Origin of the sequence: Bradyrhizobium sp. BLXBL-01 (assembly GCF_051853025.1) — a bacterium.
Classification (GTDB): domain Bacteria; phylum Pseudomonadota; class Alphaproteobacteria; order Rhizobiales; family Xanthobacteraceae; genus Bradyrhizobium.
The window spans coordinates 5,132,899-5,147,303 of the sequence record NZ_CP182471.1 but is presented as its reverse complement, the minus strand read 5'-3'; the positions used below and the strand labels follow the sequence as shown (position 1 = coordinate 5,147,303).

General features: G+C 63.5%; 18 protein-coding genes. 13 read left to right on the top strand and 5 right to left on the bottom strand.

Features of this window, described 5'->3' with window-relative positions; all coding sequences use genetic code 11:
- Positions 1 to 9 precede the first annotated feature (9 nt).
- From dhaL to dhaK, 6 genes are read left to right on the top strand one after another with little or no spacing between them, the layout of a single operon-like run.
- A complete protein-coding gene (dhaL, locus tag ACNJYA_RS24065; RefSeq protein WP_439400806.1) occupies positions 10 to 633 on the top strand; it encodes a dihydroxyacetone kinase subunit DhaL in 624 nt (207 codons plus the stop codon).
- Complete coding sequence (gene dhaM, locus ACNJYA_RS24060) at positions 630 to 1,022, top strand: dihydroxyacetone kinase phosphoryl donor subunit DhaM (protein ID WP_036041954.1); 393 nt, start codon at positions 630 to 632, stop codon at positions 1,020 to 1,022. The genes dhaL and dhaM overlap by 4 nt, the downstream gene beginning before the upstream one ends.
- 31 nt (positions 1,023 to 1,053) lie before the next feature.
- Positions 1,054 to 1,356, top strand: coding sequence for an HPr family phosphocarrier protein (locus ACNJYA_RS24055; RefSeq protein WP_172784543.1), 303 nt, complete (start codon positions 1,054 to 1,056; stop codon positions 1,354 to 1,356).
- Position 1,357: 1 nt separating this feature from the next.
- A complete protein-coding gene (gene ptsP, locus ACNJYA_RS24050; protein WP_439400805.1) occupies positions 1,358 to 2,977 on the top strand; it encodes a phosphoenolpyruvate--protein phosphotransferase in 1,620 nt (539 codons plus the stop codon).
- Position 2,978: 1 nt separating this feature from the next.
- On the top strand, positions 2,979 to 3,392 hold the full coding sequence (locus tag ACNJYA_RS24045) for a hypothetical protein (RefSeq protein ID WP_439403465.1): 414 nt from the start codon (positions 2,979 to 2,981) through the stop codon (positions 3,390 to 3,392).
- 36 nt (positions 3,393 to 3,428) lie between these two features.
- Complete coding sequence (dhaK, locus tag ACNJYA_RS24040) at positions 3,429 to 4,412, top strand: dihydroxyacetone kinase subunit DhaK (protein ID WP_439400804.1); 984 nt, start codon at positions 3,429 to 3,431, stop codon at positions 4,410 to 4,412.
- Between the two features lie 289 nt (positions 4,413 to 4,701).
- Here dhaK and ACNJYA_RS24035 read toward each other — a convergent pair whose 3' ends face one another.
- Together ACNJYA_RS24035 and ACNJYA_RS24030 are read right to left on the bottom strand one after the other, a co-directional pair.
- A complete protein-coding gene (locus ACNJYA_RS24035; protein WP_439400803.1) occupies positions 4,702 to 5,112 on the bottom strand; it encodes a hypothetical protein in 411 nt (136 codons plus the stop codon).
- 210 nt (positions 5,113 to 5,322) lie between these two features.
- The gene (locus ACNJYA_RS24030; RefSeq protein WP_439400802.1) at positions 5,323 to 5,961 is read right to left on the bottom strand and encodes a TetR/AcrR family transcriptional regulator; all 639 of its coding nucleotides are present in this window, start codon (positions 5,959 to 5,961) and stop codon (positions 5,323 to 5,325) included.
- 219 nt (positions 5,962 to 6,180) lie between these two features.
- Here ACNJYA_RS24030 and ACNJYA_RS24025 point away from each other — a divergent pair, with 219 nt between their 5' ends.
- Positions 6,181 to 6,918: a molybdopterin-dependent oxidoreductase gene (locus tag ACNJYA_RS24025; protein WP_439400801.1), complete on the top strand. Its 738-nt coding sequence runs from the start codon at positions 6,181 to 6,183 to the stop codon at positions 6,916 to 6,918.
- Positions 6,919 to 6,970: 52 nt separating this feature from the next.
- Positions 6,971 to 8,215 carry a glycosyltransferase gene (locus ACNJYA_RS24020; RefSeq protein ID WP_439400800.1) on the top strand — a complete coding sequence of 415 codons (1,245 nt, stop codon included), beginning with the start codon at positions 6,971 to 6,973 and terminating at the stop codon, positions 8,213 to 8,215.
- Between the two features lie 154 nt (positions 8,216 to 8,369).
- Here ACNJYA_RS24020 and ACNJYA_RS24015 read toward each other — a convergent pair whose 3' ends face one another.
- Entirely contained in the window at positions 8,370 to 8,867 is a 498-nt protein-coding gene (locus ACNJYA_RS24015) for a DinB family protein (RefSeq protein WP_439400799.1), read from the bottom strand.
- A gap of 85 nt (positions 8,868 to 8,952) precedes the next feature.
- On the opposite strand from ACNJYA_RS24015, the gene ACNJYA_RS24010 reads away from it, so the two are divergent.
- The 3 genes from ACNJYA_RS24010 to ACNJYA_RS24000 all read left to right on the top strand — a co-directional run bounded on the left by ACNJYA_RS24010 (position 8,953) and on the right by ACNJYA_RS24000 (position 11,586).
- Positions 8,953 to 9,861 carry a LysR family transcriptional regulator gene (locus ACNJYA_RS24010; RefSeq protein ID WP_439363540.1) on the top strand — a complete coding sequence of 303 codons (909 nt, stop codon included), beginning with the start codon at positions 8,953 to 8,955 and terminating at the stop codon, positions 9,859 to 9,861.
- A 121-nt stretch (positions 9,862 to 9,982) separates the two neighbouring features.
- Positions 9,983 to 11,107 carry an AI-2E family transporter gene (locus ACNJYA_RS24005; RefSeq protein ID WP_439400798.1) on the top strand — a complete coding sequence of 375 codons (1,125 nt, stop codon included), beginning with the start codon at positions 9,983 to 9,985 and terminating at the stop codon, positions 11,105 to 11,107.
- Positions 11,108 to 11,130: 23 nt separating this feature from the next.
- Positions 11,131 to 11,586, top strand: coding sequence for a potassium channel family protein (locus ACNJYA_RS24000; protein WP_172784553.1), 456 nt, complete (start codon positions 11,131 to 11,133; stop codon positions 11,584 to 11,586).
- Between the two features lie 55 nt (positions 11,587 to 11,641).
- Here the strand turns inward: ACNJYA_RS24000 and ACNJYA_RS23995 are convergent, their stop codons facing one another.
- Positions 11,642 to 12,325 carry a helix-turn-helix domain-containing protein gene (locus tag ACNJYA_RS23995; RefSeq protein ID WP_172784554.1) on the bottom strand — a complete coding sequence of 228 codons (684 nt, stop codon included), beginning with the start codon at positions 12,323 to 12,325 and terminating at the stop codon, positions 11,642 to 11,644.
- A 302-nt stretch (positions 12,326 to 12,627) separates the two neighbouring features.
- On the opposite strand from ACNJYA_RS23995, the gene ACNJYA_RS23990 reads away from it, so the two are divergent.
- Positions 12,628 to 13,251, top strand: a complete 624-nt coding sequence (locus ACNJYA_RS23990; RefSeq protein WP_439400797.1) for a response regulator transcription factor — start codon at positions 12,628 to 12,630, stop codon at positions 13,249 to 13,251.
- Positions 13,252 to 13,477: 226 nt separating this feature from the next.
- The gene (locus ACNJYA_RS23985; protein ID WP_439400796.1) at positions 13,478 to 13,789 is read left to right on the top strand and encodes a response regulator; all 312 of its coding nucleotides are present in this window, start codon (positions 13,478 to 13,480) and stop codon (positions 13,787 to 13,789) included.
- A 14-nt stretch (positions 13,790 to 13,803) separates the two neighbouring features.
- On the opposite strand, the gene ACNJYA_RS23980 is transcribed toward ACNJYA_RS23985, so the two are convergent.
- Positions 13,804 to 14,388 (bottom strand): invasion associated locus B family protein, encoded by a 585-nt coding sequence (locus ACNJYA_RS23980; RefSeq protein WP_439400795.1) that lies wholly within the window; start codon positions 14,386 to 14,388, stop codon positions 13,804 to 13,806.
- Positions 14,389 to 14,405: the final 17 nt, after the last annotated feature.

Here is a 14,405-nt window from a genome sequence, read left to right as displayed (position 1 = left end):
TCAAACGCGATGTCGTTGCAACCCGAGACGTTCAAATCGCTGGTCAGGGTGGCCGCAGAGCGGGTCATTGCCAGCGCGCCCGAGCTCACGAGCCTGGACCAGGCGATCGGTGACGGCGACCACGGATACAATATGAAGCGCGGGTTCGAAGCCGTGCTCGGCAAGCTCGATGCGATCTCCGAACAGCCATTCGACGAGGCTTTGAAGACGATCGGCAAGACGCTCGTGATGACGGTCGGCGGCGCTTCCGGCCCGCTTTACGGCAGCTTCTTCCTCGCCGCAGGCGAGGCCCTCTCGCACGACAAGCACCTGCCTGAGGACATCGCCGATGTCTTCGGCAGCGGCGTGAACGCCGTCAGCTCCCGCGGCCGTTCGCACGCCGGCGAAAAGACCATGCTCGACGTGCTCGTTCCCGTGCTGGAGACGTTGAAGAATGGAGCCGGCCAACCGGACCTGATCGCGCGAGTCAGCACAACGGCCGCAGAGGCGGTCGAGCGGACCGCGCCGATGCAGGCCACCAAGGGGCGGGCGTCGTTTCTCGGGCCGCGCAGCGTCGGTCACATCGACCCCGGCGCGCGCTCGAGCTGTGTTCTCGTGCAGGCGGTATGCGCGAGCCTGGAGGGAAAGCAATGACTGATGCCGTGGGAATCGTGATCGTCTCGCATTCGAAGGACATCGCCAAAGGCACCGCCGACATGGTGCGGCAGATGGTCGGTAGCGAGGTCAAGGTGGCCTTCTGCGGCGGCAATCCCGATGGCGGGCTCGGCACCAGCGTGTCGCTGATCGTCGATGCCATCAACGATGCCTGGTCGGCGAAAGGCGTCGCGATCCTCGTCGATCTCGGCGGCGCCGAAACAAACAGCGAGATGGCGGTCGAAATGCTGGAGCCGGCACGCCGCGATCTCGTTGTCGTATGCAACGCGCCGATCGTCGAGGGCGCCGTGATGGCGGCGACCGAGGCGGCGGGCGGCAGCTCGCTGGCCCAGGTCAAGGCCGTGGCCGAGGAACTCTCTGCCGACTGACGCGTCGGCGAAACGATGATGGAATGAGGCGATGTTGGATAAAGCGGACGGCCAGATTATCACCGAGAATGTGCGGCTGGTGCACGCGGTTGGCATGCATGCACGCCCGGCGGTCAAGCTGACCAAGCTGGCCAAGAAGTTCCAGGCCCAGATTTCCGTCCGGGTCGCGGGCGCGGCCGAGTGGATCAATGCCAAGAGCGTAGCCAAGATCATGGCCATGCGCGCGGCTTACGGCAGCACGATCGAGATCAAGGCGTCGGGCAGCGACGCGGAGACTGCCGTCGCCGCCCTGGTCAACCTGATCGCAACAGACTTTCCGGACGAGGCGTCGTAGCATGCAGGGAAGCGCTGCCGGACTGGCTTATCGCGGCAGGACCGCCTCGATCGGCTTTGCCCACGGCCCGCTCGTCCGTGTCGATGCGGGCACGAATGGCGAGCGGATCGCAGGCTCGCTGGTCGAGGAGGCGCTCGATCTTCGCAAGGCGATCGACGCGGCGAGCGGGCAGATCGCCGAGCTCGCCGCGATCGCGGGAGGTGAGGCCGCGCAGATTCTCGAGTTCCAGGTCGCGCTGCTGGAGGATGAGGATTTCATCGAAGCGATCTTCACGGCAATAAGCGAAGGGGATGCCGCCGACGTCGCGTGGCGTTCCGCGCTCGACGAGCAGATTGCGGACTATAATTCGGCCGAGGACGAGTATCTGAAGGCGCGTTGCTCCGATCTTGCGGATCTGCGCGACCGCATCATCAGCATCTTGCGCGGAGGCGGGGGCGAGGCCCCCAAGATACCGAGCGGTGCCGTCGTTTGCGCCGACGATCTGCCGCCCTCGCGTTTCCTGGAGATCGACTGGTCGGCCGGCGGTGGTCTTGCGCTCCTGCGCGGTAGCCCTACGAGTCATGTCGCGATGCTGGCGCGCGCGCGAGGCATCCCCATGGTCGTGCAGCTCGGCGCCGTTCCGGAGATCGGCGCGACGGCGCTGCTCGATGGCGAGGGCGCTACTCTCGAGCTCGATCCCAGCGTCGAGCAGCTCCGGCTATTCGAGAAGCGGCGCGAAATTCATCGCAAGAGCCGGGCGTCCGCGCGGGCGATCCTGCGACGGCCGACCGCATCATGGCGCGGGGAGCGGATCAAGCTGCTCATCAACATCCAGCGCGTCGAGGATCTCGATCATGCCGACGCACAATATGCTGACGGCATTGGATTGATGCGCACCGAGTTTCTGCTCGCCGAGCGCGGCGGCCTGCCGGACGAGGAGACGCAGTATCGCGCCTACGATGCCGTTCTGCGCTGGGCCGATCGACGCCCGGTTACCATTCGCACCTTCGATGCCGGCGGCGACAAGCCGGTACCTGGATTCACCATCGACGGTGAGGCCAATCCCTTTCTGGGCGTGCGTGGCCTGCGGCTTTGCCTCGCCCGCCCCGAGATCTTCAGCGTGCAGCTCCGCGCGCTGGCGCGTGCGGCCGTGCATGGAAATCTCAGGGTCATGTTTCCGATGGTCACGGCGCCGGACGAGTTCGAGTCCGGACGGAAGCTGTTCGCCGAAATCGTGCAGCGCTTGCAGGCCGAGGGCATTGCCGCGATGCTTCCGGAGCTGGGAATCATGGTCGAGGTCCCGGCGGCGGCCCTGGCGATCGCGACCTTCAAGGCCTCCTTCTTCTCGATCGGTTCGAACGATCTCGCGCAATATGTCCTTGCGTGCGACCGTTCCAATGGAGCTCTCGCCCCCTTGATAGACCCCTTGCATCCGGCCCTGCTCGAACTGATCGCGCGAACCGCGGAGCACGGACGCCGCACTGGCACCAGCGTCAGCCTGTGCGGCGACATGGCGGGCGATCCGCGCTGCCTGCCCGCGCTCCTGAATTGCGGCCTGCGCGAGTTGTCGGTGAATGCATCGGCGCTGGCGCAGATCAAGCAGACCATCGACCGCTTGAGCAGCGGAGGCGGGCTTGGCTGACATGGCGATCGATGAACCGGCGGAGGCCGGCGCCGTTGCGGTTTACAAGCGCATCTTCAAGGAGGTGCTCGAGAGCCGCCCGTCAGGCATGCGGCTGCGCCTGGCCCATGCCATGGGCAAGAACCGCAGCTTTGTCAGCCAGATCAGCAACCCGGCCTATCCGGTGCCGATTCCCGTGCAGCACCTGAACACGATCTTCGACGTCTGCCATTTCCCGCCGCAGGCGAAGGCGGCGTTCCTTCGCGCCTACACCCGTGCGCACCCGCGCCGGATCGGCCGCCTGACGGAGGGGGCGCATGAACGGACGCTGACGCTGCACCTGCCGGACCTCGGCAGCTCGAAGCGCAATGCGCAGCTCGATGCGCTGCTGCAGGAATTCGCGCGGCGCTTGAGTGCGATCATACGGGAAAAATGAGCGCCAAGCTCAGGGAGACGAAGCGGGGAGGAGACCATGAAAAAGTTCATCAATTCGGTTGATGGCGTGCTCGCGGAGAGCCTCGACGGGTTGGCTGCGGCGCATGCCGATCTCGTGACGCTCGGGCCCGAGCGGAAGTTCGTGCGGCGCCGCGAGCTCAATTCGCGGAAGGTCGCGCTCGTATCGGGCGGCGGGAGCGGGCACGAGCCGCTGCATGCGGGCTTCGTCGGCTATGGCATGCTCGATGCGGCCTGTCCGGGACAGGTCTTTACCTCGCCGACACCGGACCAGATCGTCGAGGCGGCGCAGGCCGTTTCGGGCGAGGCCGGCGTGCTCTTCATCGTGAAGAACTACGCGGGTGACCGCATGAATTTCGAGATGGCGGCCGAGATTTCTGAGGGACGCACGGCCACCATCGTCACCGACGATGACGTCGCGGTCGAGAATTCCACCCACAGCATCGGCCGCCGGGGTGTGGCCGGGACTCTGATCGTCGAGAAGATCGTCGGCGCGGCGGCCGAGAAGGGGGCCGACCTCCAGGCTTGCGTTGCACTCGGCGAGCGCGTCAACGCCCGGACGCGCTCGATGGGGGTGGCACTAACGAGTTGCACGGTTCCGGCTGCAGGCACGCCGACCTTTGTGCTCGCCGACGATGAGATGGAGGTGGGTGTCGGCATCCATGGCGAACCGGGACGCCGCCGCGTCAAGCTGGAGCGTGCCGATGCGATCGCTCTTGAGATGACCACTGCCATTGCCGGGGATCTCGACGCCCGCGAGGGCAACGAAGCCCTGCTTCTCGTCAATGGATTTGGCGGAACGCCCGCGATCGAACTCTATCTGATGTACAATGCGGCGCGGCGGATGCTCGAAAGGCGCGGCCTGCGCATCGCCCGCTCGCTGGTCGGCAGCTATGTCACCTCGCTGGACATGGCGGGGTGCTCGCTCACCGTGAGTCTGCTCGATACCGAGACCCGTGCGCTTTGGGACCATCCCGTGCGCACGGCCGCGTTGAAATGGTGACGGCGGCTGCTAACGACTGCTGATGATTTCGATCGTGCTCCGGCGGATGATTGGCTGGGGCCACGTCTCACGCATGCATCGGGAATTTTCCCGGTCTACCCTCCCTGAAACTTGCCGTGTCCTTCGGACACGGCTTCTTTTTGGGGGCGGTAGACAGCTATTTCCCCTGGCCGTCCCAGGCGCGGGGTGCATAGCGGCTGAAGGGACTCCGTGTCGGCCGAGCATCCAAATCGATCCATCTCGGTCAGCGCCGATTCCTGCTCGTGCTTGGTTCCGAGGGTCTTCATGGTCAAGTGGGCCGCGCCTGCCGGGTAGCGACAAGGAACAAGATGCCGGCTGTCACGCCCAAGATCCCCGGAGATGGGACCAGCAGCAACGTCAACAATGCGAACCAGATGGTCACCGTCCAGCCGAGCCACGCCCCAGGCGTGATGCCCCTTCCGGCAAGCGTCCACTGGAGAACGCCCAGCAACATCGAGGGTATCGCAAAGCTGCCTATGCTTGCCCAGAAGACGACTGCGTTCTGCAACGATTCGATACTGGGCTGCGTGCCCTTGAGCGGCACCGCCGCCCAAAGGCCCTGGGCGACCCAATCAAGCATTTTTGGCCCTCGGAAGATGATCATGAGGATGAGGTGACCAACGCCCAGTGTGATGAGGAGTGCCGAGCCAATTCGTTGCAAAACCTTCGTTGCCATCATGGAATTCTCTGTGTGTGGGTCGCTCGCATTGTCCAGTCGGAATTTACGCGCGTGTTGGATAGTTTTGTGATGCATGAATAAAAGCACTGGCTCGCCCACATCCGGTGGACACGAAGGCGCAGCGATTGGCCTGGAATGTTGCCTCCGCGAAATGGAAGCCGAGGCGACCATGCGCCCATGCGCATTCGTAGGAGATTGACTGGGCATCGATCACGGGGCGGTGGGGCGACGTGCTCCGGTTAGTTCAGCGCAGGTTTCGCGCGTTGCGCGAATGCTCGCTGTTGCTGCCGCGCGCACGAGATTGTCGATCTCGGGCGGCGGCGCTTCACCGCGCGAGATGTGCGGGCGCACCCCGGCATAGGGGATGTCAATGATCGCGAATCTAGTCGCGCGTCTCAACGTGGGCGAAACCTCGCCAAATAGCCGTCGGGCTATGTCGTCCAGGACAACGTCAAACTCCTTTCCCAGGCGCCGTGCTTCGCGCTCCATATCTGGCGGCCAGCCACCTCCTACAAACTCCTCCCTCCGATGCATGATCGCGATCCGAGCACCTGTTCGATCCGACCTGACCCACTGAGGAACAAACAGACTGGCGGCGATGGCGGCCTCGTTAGGATCGTCGTGTTGGAGCGCCGCTGAAAACCCCCGGTGAAATGCCGCAATCTTACCGAGCCACAGGCGGCCCAGCAGTTCATCGCGTGATTGAAACCGGTGATAGATCGATCCGGACGGCGCCCCAAGCGCATGGGCGATCGCGGACATCGTGGCGGCGGCTATGCCAGAGTTCGCGATGATACGCGCTGCGCTATCCAGAATCTGATGTTCGGTGAACTTCGATGGCCTGGGCATCCGAATTAGATACTAGATTCTATAATTAAAAACAAGTAGAGTCGCGAACGCCGTGCAAACCAGGAGGTTACCGATGACCGTCGCCGTCACGTGCTCATTGGCAGATCAGGTCAGACACGACAGAGTTCGCTGGTCGATCGGCCCTAACGCTAACTCGCGCAGTCAGCCGAATGCGTCGGAGCACAGGGCGTCTCACGCAAGCCTTCGAGGTCACGGGCGATGACCTTGCCACCTGGCCAGCGCCCGATCGCTTCCTTTCCGCGTTTCGGTTTACCGCGCTTCGCGAAGCGCTTTCCCAGGAAACCAGACACGGTGCGAATTGAATTGAGCAGTGATGGTCGTGTCGTCGGCGAAGTAGGGCCGGATCGTTGGGGAGCGTTGCCGCGAACGATCCAGCTCAGCGACTTCCATTGCGTCACAACCTGGAGCAGTCTCGGCCACCGCTGGGAAGGCGTTGGCTTTCGGGACTTCTGCACCGCGTTCGCTTTAATTCAAGGGTGCGAAGACCAACTGGTTGTGTTCCGCGGAAGCGATGGCTACCACGCCGCTTTGCCGCTGGTCGACCTGTTGCAGCCGGAGGTGCTGCTGGCCGATCGTTTGGACGGCGCGCCGCTCCCGGTGGCCCATGGAGCGCCGCTGCGGTTGGTGGCACCGGCCCACTACGGCTACAAGAACGTCAAACATATCGAGCGAATAGAGTTCGGCGTCCATCCGCGTCGCTATCGCCCGGCAGGGCCTGGTTTCATATTCCATCCGCGGGCTCGTGTCGCGATGGAGGAGCGCGGTGTCGGGTTTCCGGGGTGGCTCCTGCGGCGTGCATATCGGCCTTTGATCGCCCCCACCATAATGCGTTGCGCGGAAGCGCTCGAAATGTATCAGGCGAAGAATCATTCGCCAACGACGTCGGAGCATACGCCGAGACAACCTGCGTCGAAGTTGAGGTCAGGCGGTCAATGACTGATAACGGCCCGACATGAACGCGTATAAAACCTAATATCCGGAAGGCCACGTGAAGTTCGTCGCCGTCACCTATGGCACCGAGGGCGATACGCGCCCCATGGCGCTGCTTTGCCGGGCACTGATGGATGCCGGCCACCGTGTCCACCTGCTGGCCGACGTCGCCACGCTCGGCTACGCCGCGGCCCTCGGTGTACCGGCAACCGGCCTCGCCGGCGACATTCGCTCCGCGCTCCGGCAGGACACGCTTGCTAAAAGCGGCGGCGGTTTCGCTGACACGGCGAGCGCATTTGCCCGCATCGCCACCGCCAAATCCGAAGCGTGGCTCCGCACCGCGGCCGCCGCCGCAGAAGATTGCGACGCCGTGGTTCTCGGCGGTCTGGCCGCCTTCGTGGGCCTTTCTGCCGCGGAGGCCTTCGGAATTCCGGCCATCGGCACCGGGCTCATCCCGATTACGCCGACGCGTGAATTCGCCTCACCATTCGTGCGCCCGGGTACTGTGCCGCGCTGGCTGAACCGGACGAGCCACAGGCTGGTCAATGCATTGCTCTGGCGCATCTTCAAAACATCGGTCAACGCGGCCCGCGCTGCCGTGTGCGGGCTGCCGCCACGCCGCAGTGTCTGGACCGACCATCCGATGCTCTACGGCATATCCCCAAGCCTCGTGCCGCAGCCAGCCGACTGGCCGCCAACCGCGCGGATCTGCGGCCAGTGGCTGGCGCCCGTGACGGACTGGTCGCCACCAGCAGCGTTGGGCGAGTTCCTCGCCGCAGGCGAGCCGCCAATTTATTTCGGTTTTGGGAGCATGGGGGGCCTGGGCGGCGCGCAGTTGATGCGCGAGGCGCTGGCGGCGCTACGCGGTCGGCGCGCGCTGTTCTACCCCGGCTGGGGCGGCGCAGTGGCCGCCGACTTGCCCGCTAATGTCCATCTGTTGGCGGACGCGCCACATGGCTGGCTATTTCCCCGCGTGGCGTTGGCGCTCCATCATGGCGGTGCCGGCACTACCCACGCCGCGGCCCGTGCCGGCGTGCCCTCGGTGGTAGTCCCATTCGCGAGCGACCAGCCTTTCTGGGCCGATCGCCTGCACAAAGCTGGCGCTGCCCCGTCGCCTGTGCCCGCCAAAAGCCTGAGTGCGGATCGGCTTGCGCGCGCCATCGACGAGGCGAACAGGGACGCTCCACGCGCCAGTGCCACGGCGCTCGCCGAGTCCATCGCGCGGGAGGATGGGTTGAAGGCGGCCGCCACGGCGATCGTAACTCTGGCGCGGCGCGACGTCTCGGGATGCGGCCTTCAGTGAAAATCGATTTGTATCGCTAGTGGCTATGCCCCTCGGTGACGCATAGGTTTGTGCGCGCCAGGTTGTGTCCTGAGGTGAGGGGCGCCGGTCCGAGTTGAAAAGTCCGTTGGACCGCGGCTTACCAGACGCGATCCATTCAGCCCAGCAACGCTGACTATCCCGCTGCCCCCGGGAAGTAGGTAAGGTCGAGCGCTGGCGGCGTCACGGCCGTCTGCGAAAGCAGGGCGTGGACCTGTCCGCGATGGTGGGCGTGATGCAGGAAGAGCTGCGACAACACGAGATGGATCGGCATCTGCCTTGGCGTGCCGTTCATGCTGTTGAATGACAGGTCCCCAGCGCAGCCGTCCTTATCCAAGATGACGTCGGTAGTTTCGACGATCCGCACGTCTTCCACGAAGCGGGCATCGCGGAGGCTGGAGAAATCGACGCAGACCTCATAATCGAGCGATGGAATGTTGTGCGGCTCGCCGGTCAATCGAGCGAGCCAAATTCTGTCTGTGGCCAACAGATGGTTCAGCGTGCGATGGATCGATCCAAATGCACAAGCGCGGGGGCGAAAATATTCGGTCGGATCCAATTCGGAGCACGCGGAGTAAATCCGCTGATTGGCCCAGCCTGTCCAGCGTGCTAACGTTCGGAAGCTGTCGAACATCACTTACCCCCAAGTTGCTGAAAGCTAGCCAGATCAGACGGGGTGTGTCGAATCGATTTCCCTAATCGAGAGAGAAGCCTCGCTAATGCCCGTGCGCCGCGACCTTTCGCCGACCCATTTGCTGCGCGCTTTCTCCGTATTGGCCCGCACTCGGAATTTTGGACGGACGGCCGCGGAACTCGGACTTACCCAGAGCGCCGTAAGCCAACGAATTGCGGCCCTGGAAGCTCGTCTCGACGTCCGTCTGTTCGACCGTCAGTCGAGCGCCCTTACCAAGGCGGGCGAGGCCTACCTTGAGGCGGTCGTGCCTCTGCTTGAGCAACTGGCAGCCGCGGAGGAACGCCTCGCGTCCGATTGGTCGCGAAGTCGGAAGAACGTCGTTCGGCTAAGCATCGCGCCATCCTACGCGCGCTGCTGGTTGATGCCTCGTTTGTCAGCCCTGACCATGGAGTTGCGCGAGATCTCCCTCTACGTCCATGCCACGGACGCCCGAGTCTCCCTTGATGACGGAGAATTCGATCTCGCGATCCGTGTGCAGCCTACCAATGCGGCTGTGGGCGACCGGATGACCCGAGAGGAAGACGTATTGGTTGCGGTCGCCCCGCCGACAATGGTCAAGTCTGCTCAAGCAGATCCGTTTCAAGACACGGTTTTGTTTGATGATGACTGCGGCCTTTTGGGCGTAGCGCCCGGTCATTCCTGGCAGGAATGGTACAGTGCGACAGGATACGAACGTCGACAGACTGGTCGCATGGTTCAGTGCAGCGACGCTGGATTGATCGTGGAGGCGGTACGCAACGGTGCGGGCGCAGCGCTGGTCCGTCGTTCACTTGTCCAGGGAGACCTTGAGTCCGGCCACCTCGTTCAGGTCGGTCCTTGCGTCGCCAGCGCGGGCCAAACTGTTTTGCTGCAAAGGCCAAAGCAAAAACGAAGCAGAGCTGCTACGTCGGTTGCGCGTTGGCTCTCCGAAGAGGCCCTCAGCACCTCAACATAGCGGGGCACCTGTCGCCGATCGCGCTAGCGACCGAACGCCTCGCTTGATCTGGATCAAGCCTCCGCGGTGGCCGCCCCGCTAGCTGCTCAGCAGCCGTCTGCCGGCCCGGAGGCAATGAGCCTTGAAGACGCTTCGCCAGCTTCTGTCCGCGGAGGACGTTGTCCAGCTCGTGATCCGGCTGGGCCTGCTCGGGCTGCTGATCTTCTGGACCTTCCTCGTGATCCGGCCGTTCGTGCCGATCCTGAGCTGGAGCGCCGTGCTGGCCGTGGCGTTTCATCCCGTCTTCGCCTGGCTCGCCCAACGCCTCGGTGGCCGGCCCCGGACAGCCTCAGCCGTTCTCACCCTGGTCACGCTGGGCACCGTCATCGGTCCCGCCGCCTGGCTCGGCCTCAGTGCGGTCGAAGGGATCCGGGACCTCGCGGGCCAGATCGGCAGTGGCGATCTCGCGCTCCAGGCCGCCCCGGAGCAGATCAAGAGCTGGCCGTTGATCGGTCCTCAGCTCTACGCGATCTGGAACGAGGCCTACACGAACATCCGTGCGGCGTTGCGCGAGGTGACGCCGTACTTGAAACCGCTCGCCGGAATGATGCTGTCGTTTGCCGGTGACACCGGAATTGGAATGCTCCAATTCCTGCTGTCGGTGATCGTCGCGGGTTTTCTGCTTCCGCACGGCGCGCAGTTCGTCGCCGCGCTCCGCGGCTTCCTGTTGCGCATCGTGCCCGGCCAGAGCGAGCACTTCCTCGAGCTCGCCGGCGCCACCATACGCGCCGTCGCGCAGGGCATCATCGGCGTCGCCATCCTTCAGGCCCTGCTGGCGGGCATCGGCTTCAAGCTCGCAGAGATTCCGAGCGCGGGACTGCTCGCGCTCGTCGTGCTCCTGCTGTCGATCGTCCAGATCGGCGCCGCCCCCGTTCTTCTCCCCGTGCTGGTCTGGATCTGGATGGACAAGGACGTGACCGTCGCCGTGCTGTTGACGGTCTATCTCGTCGTGGTCGGCCTGCTCGACAACGTGCTGAAGCCGCTCCTCATGGGGCGGGGCCTGACGACGCCGACGCTCGTCATCCTGATCGGGGTCATTGGCGGTACGCTCGCGCATGGGATCATCGGCCTGTTCATTGGGCCGATCATCCTGTCGGTGGCCTGGGAGCTTTCGACCGCGTGGATGGGGATCGGCCGCGCTGCGTCAGCACGCGTCGATCAGGCGACCGTTGTCGCGAAGGATGCCGTCGAGGCGCGATTGACCTAGATTGAAAGGTTGGCTTCAACCCGATGATGCTCCAATTCCTTGTCGGCACGCTCGTCAGCGTGATCAATATCGGAATCCACGCGCTCGTGACGGTGGTCGCCGTCACCATCGCCCGCAGTGCCGTCCCGCGCCATACCAGGCGGCCGCGATTGCACCTGATGAGCGCCATGATCGCGGTCGCCGTCGTGTTGAAGGCCGCCCACATGCTCGAAATTCTGACATGGGCGGTGACCTATCATGTCGTCCAGGCCGCCGCCGCCGACGCGGATATGCTCTACTTTGCGTTCGTCAACTACACCACGCTCGGCTATGGCGACATCACGCCGGTACGCGAATGGCGGCTGATCGGCCCGCTGACTGCCATGAACGGTGTTCTTCTGTTCGGCTGGTCCGCCGCCATTCTGTTCGAAGTCTTGCTCAAGACGCTCGACCGTCTCGGGCTCACGGAAAAACCCGGTGCGGACCTGCCGCGCACCTGATACTGTCGCCTCGGTCAATCGCGACCTTGCGGATCGTGAACGGCCTTTCGCCGGCTCAGGACTGCAGATCGAGGCTTGCGAGCTGGTGCCGGTCGAGCAGAACGATCTGGCGTTGGGTGTTGCCGATGAAGCCGAGAACGCCGAGCTCATGCAGTCGCGACAAAGCCCGCGAGACGGTCTCCAGCGTCAGGCCGAGATAGTCGGCGATATCGCGTCGCGACATCGGAAGCGCCATGACGCCGGCGGCCGTCAGGCGCTTGTCCATTTCGAGCAGGAACGCGGCGACGCGCTCCAGGGAGGTCTTGCGGCCGAGAAGCAGCATGTGGTCTTCCGCGTGCTGGAGGTTGCTCGTGGTCATGCTGAGCAGGTTTCTGGCCACCATGGCATCGCCCTCGGCCACGGTTTCCAGGCTTTGGCGTTTGATCAGCCGCACCGTGGTGTCGACGATGGCTTCCGTCGTGAACCGATGCTCGCTGCCGTTCTCGAGCCCGAAAATATCGCCGACGAGGTGAAATGCGCCGATTTGTCTGCGGCCGTCCGACAGCAGTTTGTAGCTTCGCACCGCACCGGACTTGACCTGGTAGACATACTCGGCCGGCTCCTTCTCGCCGTAGATCTCGGAGCCTTTTCGGTAGGAAAATTCGCTTAAATTGACCAGCGCATTTGAATGACTTGCCATGCCGAGGTCGCGGAGAGTATTGGGACGCAGCGTCGAATCCGTCGTGATGCGAACGAACATAGGCCAACTCCTCAGCTTTTCCGCCGAATTGGTCTGTCAAACGAAATACTTTGCCGAGAATGCGCCGCGCAATCCCACTCCCGCCGAAGTTGATTTTCGGCCAAGGAAGTATTCTTATCCATTGTCCCGAGGTTCATTGTACCAAAGGACAGCACTGGCGATTGCTGCGCTGGATGATAAGCCCGGCCACAGGGCGATGCGACATATTGCGAAGCAGATATTTCGACCTTCAAACGTGAAGATCGATTTGAAAAATGAGAAGGACGTCGGGCGTCCCAATTGATTTTTGGCGAGAGGTAGAGTTGCCAGGCCTTGTTCACGTTGTTGACGACGACGCGTCCTTTCGGACCGCGATCGAGCGCCGGCTGAAGCTCGCGGGATACGAGGTAGCGACCTATGCTTCCGCACTGGAGCTGCTGGATTCGCTATCGGATGAGGAGCAGGTCGGGTGTATCCTGCTCGACGTCCGGATCCCTGGCCTGAGCGGTCCGGACCTGCAGGCCCGGCTGGTCGCGTCCGGTTCGATGTTGCCCATCATCTTCCTGACCGGTCATGCCGACACGCCAACGACGGTACGTGCGATCAAGGCCGGTGCGGAAGACTTCCTGACCAAACCGGTGTCGTCCGAGCAACTGCTCGATGCCATCGAGCGGGCGCTGGCCAGTCAGCGGACGGCGCGCGCCCAAGCCAGCAGGCTCGATTTGCTTCGTCGTCATCTGGCCGCGCTGACGCAGCGCGAGCGGCAGGTGTTTGATCTGATCGTGCGCGGCCGGATCAACAAGCAGATCGCGCATGAGCTGGGGACCACAGAGCGCACGGTGAAGGCGCACCGCCATCAAGTGATGGAGAAGATGCAGGTTCGCTCGCTGGCGGAGCTCGTTTCGATCGCAGAGCGTCTCGGAATGCTCGATCCGGACGAACGCTGACGGCTTCGGGACGGCGCGAGTTCCCTTGATGTGCATGTCCCAAAGGACAATGCCGCGGCGTGTTGACAGTGCGCGACGAGCTGTGTGCAATAATGCGCATATAGCCGCGTCAAAATGCGGAGCAATCGTATCCAATATCCCACCGTGGTCTTCCGGAAAGGCAATCGCCTTGCCCCTGCGCGAGTCCGTCTTTGTCGTTGATGACGATCTGTCCATGCGAACCAGCATGGACAGGCTTCTGCGAGGACACGGCTTCGCCACGACGCTTTTCGACACCGGGAGCGCCTTGCTCGATCACGGCAGGTTCCACACCGCGATCTGCATCATCCTCGACATCAATCTGGGTGCAAAGTCCGGCATCGAGGTGCGACGAGACCTGGCCGAGAAGGGCATCGCGGCGCCGGTGATCTACGTCACCGGCAATGACAGCCCGGCAAACCGCGCCGCGGCGATGGCCTCAGGCTGCATTGCCTATCTGATCAAGCCCTTTGCAGCGCAGTCCTTGATCGAGTCCGTCGAGCGCGCCCTCGTCTTGTAGCTCCGCGCCGGACGTCATTCGTCGACATGTTGCTCGAACGTCCTGGACGGCGCCCCCGTGTGAGCGGAGGCAAATTGCGCCAAGGGAATGGAGGTCGTCAGGGCAAGAAGATTGGAATCGACGAGTTCGAGCAGAAGCGTCTGACCCTTTTCCATCTCCGCGATGATTGTTGGCGCCACGACGTCGGCCGCGATGCATAGATTGGTGAGACACCAGGTATAGGGAATGCGGAACGCGGCGCCGTGGTCGATGGCTAGTTTAGGCGATTGTTGCAGGTACATCCCGACCGGTACGAAAAGTTGCAGGCGGGCCGTGGGCGCGTCCTCCCGCTCGATCAGATCGATGCGCACGGCCGTCTGCCCGGTCGCGAACCGGCCGGTGATCGAGGTTCGGCAGAGGGTGGGCGCGCCGCCGGCCTTGAAGCACAATTTTTGCCAGCTGCCATAGCTGATGTCGTTGGCATCGCGCTGGCCGCGCGTTGCGAACTCGGAGGGCTTTTCGGATTGCGCCGCCTTGGGCGAAGCGACACTCGAGATCGTGGCGGCCCCGATTGCTGCAACCATCAGGAGGCCAGAGAGACAATCAAGAGCACGGGCCATCGCTGCAACTCCGAGAT

What these genes read in the sequence shown, in the direction of transcription:
- dhaL (WP_439400806.1), top strand. Translation starts at nt 10, where the DNA reads ATGTCGTTGCAACCCGAGACGTTCAAATCGCTGGTCAGGGTGGCCGCA.
- dhaM (WP_036041954.1), top strand. Translation starts at nt 630, where the DNA reads ATGACTGATGCCGTGGGAATCGTGATCGTCTCGCATTCGAAGGACATC.
- ACNJYA_RS24055 (WP_172784543.1), top strand. Translation starts at nt 1,054, where the DNA reads ATGTTGGATAAAGCGGACGGCCAGATTATCACCGAGAATGTGCGGCTG.
- ptsP (WP_439400805.1), top strand. Translation starts at nt 1,358, where the DNA reads ATGCAGGGAAGCGCTGCCGGACTGGCTTATCGCGGCAGGACCGCCTCG.
- ACNJYA_RS24045 (WP_439403465.1), top strand. Translation starts at nt 2,979, where the DNA reads ATGGCGATCGATGAACCGGCGGAGGCCGGCGCCGTTGCGGTTTACAAG.
- dhaK (WP_439400804.1), top strand. Translation starts at nt 3,429, where the DNA reads ATGAAAAAGTTCATCAATTCGGTTGATGGCGTGCTCGCGGAGAGCCTC.
- ACNJYA_RS24035 (WP_439400803.1), bottom strand. Translation starts at nt 5,112, where the DNA reads ATGATGGCAACGAAGGTTTTGCAACGAATTGGCTCGGCACTCCTCATC.
- ACNJYA_RS24030 (WP_439400802.1), bottom strand. Translation starts at nt 5,961, where the DNA reads ATGCCCAGGCCATCGAAGTTCACCGAACATCAGATTCTGGATAGCGCA.
- ACNJYA_RS24025 (WP_439400801.1), top strand. Translation starts at nt 6,181, where the DNA reads ATGACCTTGCCACCTGGCCAGCGCCCGATCGCTTCCTTTCCGCGTTTC.
- ACNJYA_RS24015 (WP_439400799.1), bottom strand. Translation starts at nt 8,867, where the DNA reads ATGTTCGACAGCTTCCGAACGTTAGCACGCTGGACAGGCTGGGCCAAT.
- ACNJYA_RS24010 (WP_439363540.1), top strand. Translation starts at nt 8,953, where the DNA reads ATGCCCGTGCGCCGCGACCTTTCGCCGACCCATTTGCTGCGCGCTTTC.
- ACNJYA_RS24000 (WP_172784553.1), top strand. Translation starts at nt 11,131, where the DNA reads ATGATGCTCCAATTCCTTGTCGGCACGCTCGTCAGCGTGATCAATATC.
- ACNJYA_RS23995 (WP_172784554.1), bottom strand. Translation starts at nt 12,325, where the DNA reads ATGTTCGTTCGCATCACGACGGATTCGACGCTGCGTCCCAATACTCTC.
- ACNJYA_RS23985 (WP_439400796.1), top strand. Translation starts at nt 13,478, where the DNA reads ATGGACAGGCTTCTGCGAGGACACGGCTTCGCCACGACGCTTTTCGAC.
- ACNJYA_RS23980 (WP_439400795.1), bottom strand. Translation starts at nt 14,388, where the DNA reads ATGGCCCGTGCTCTTGATTGTCTCTCTGGCCTCCTGATGGTTGCAGCA.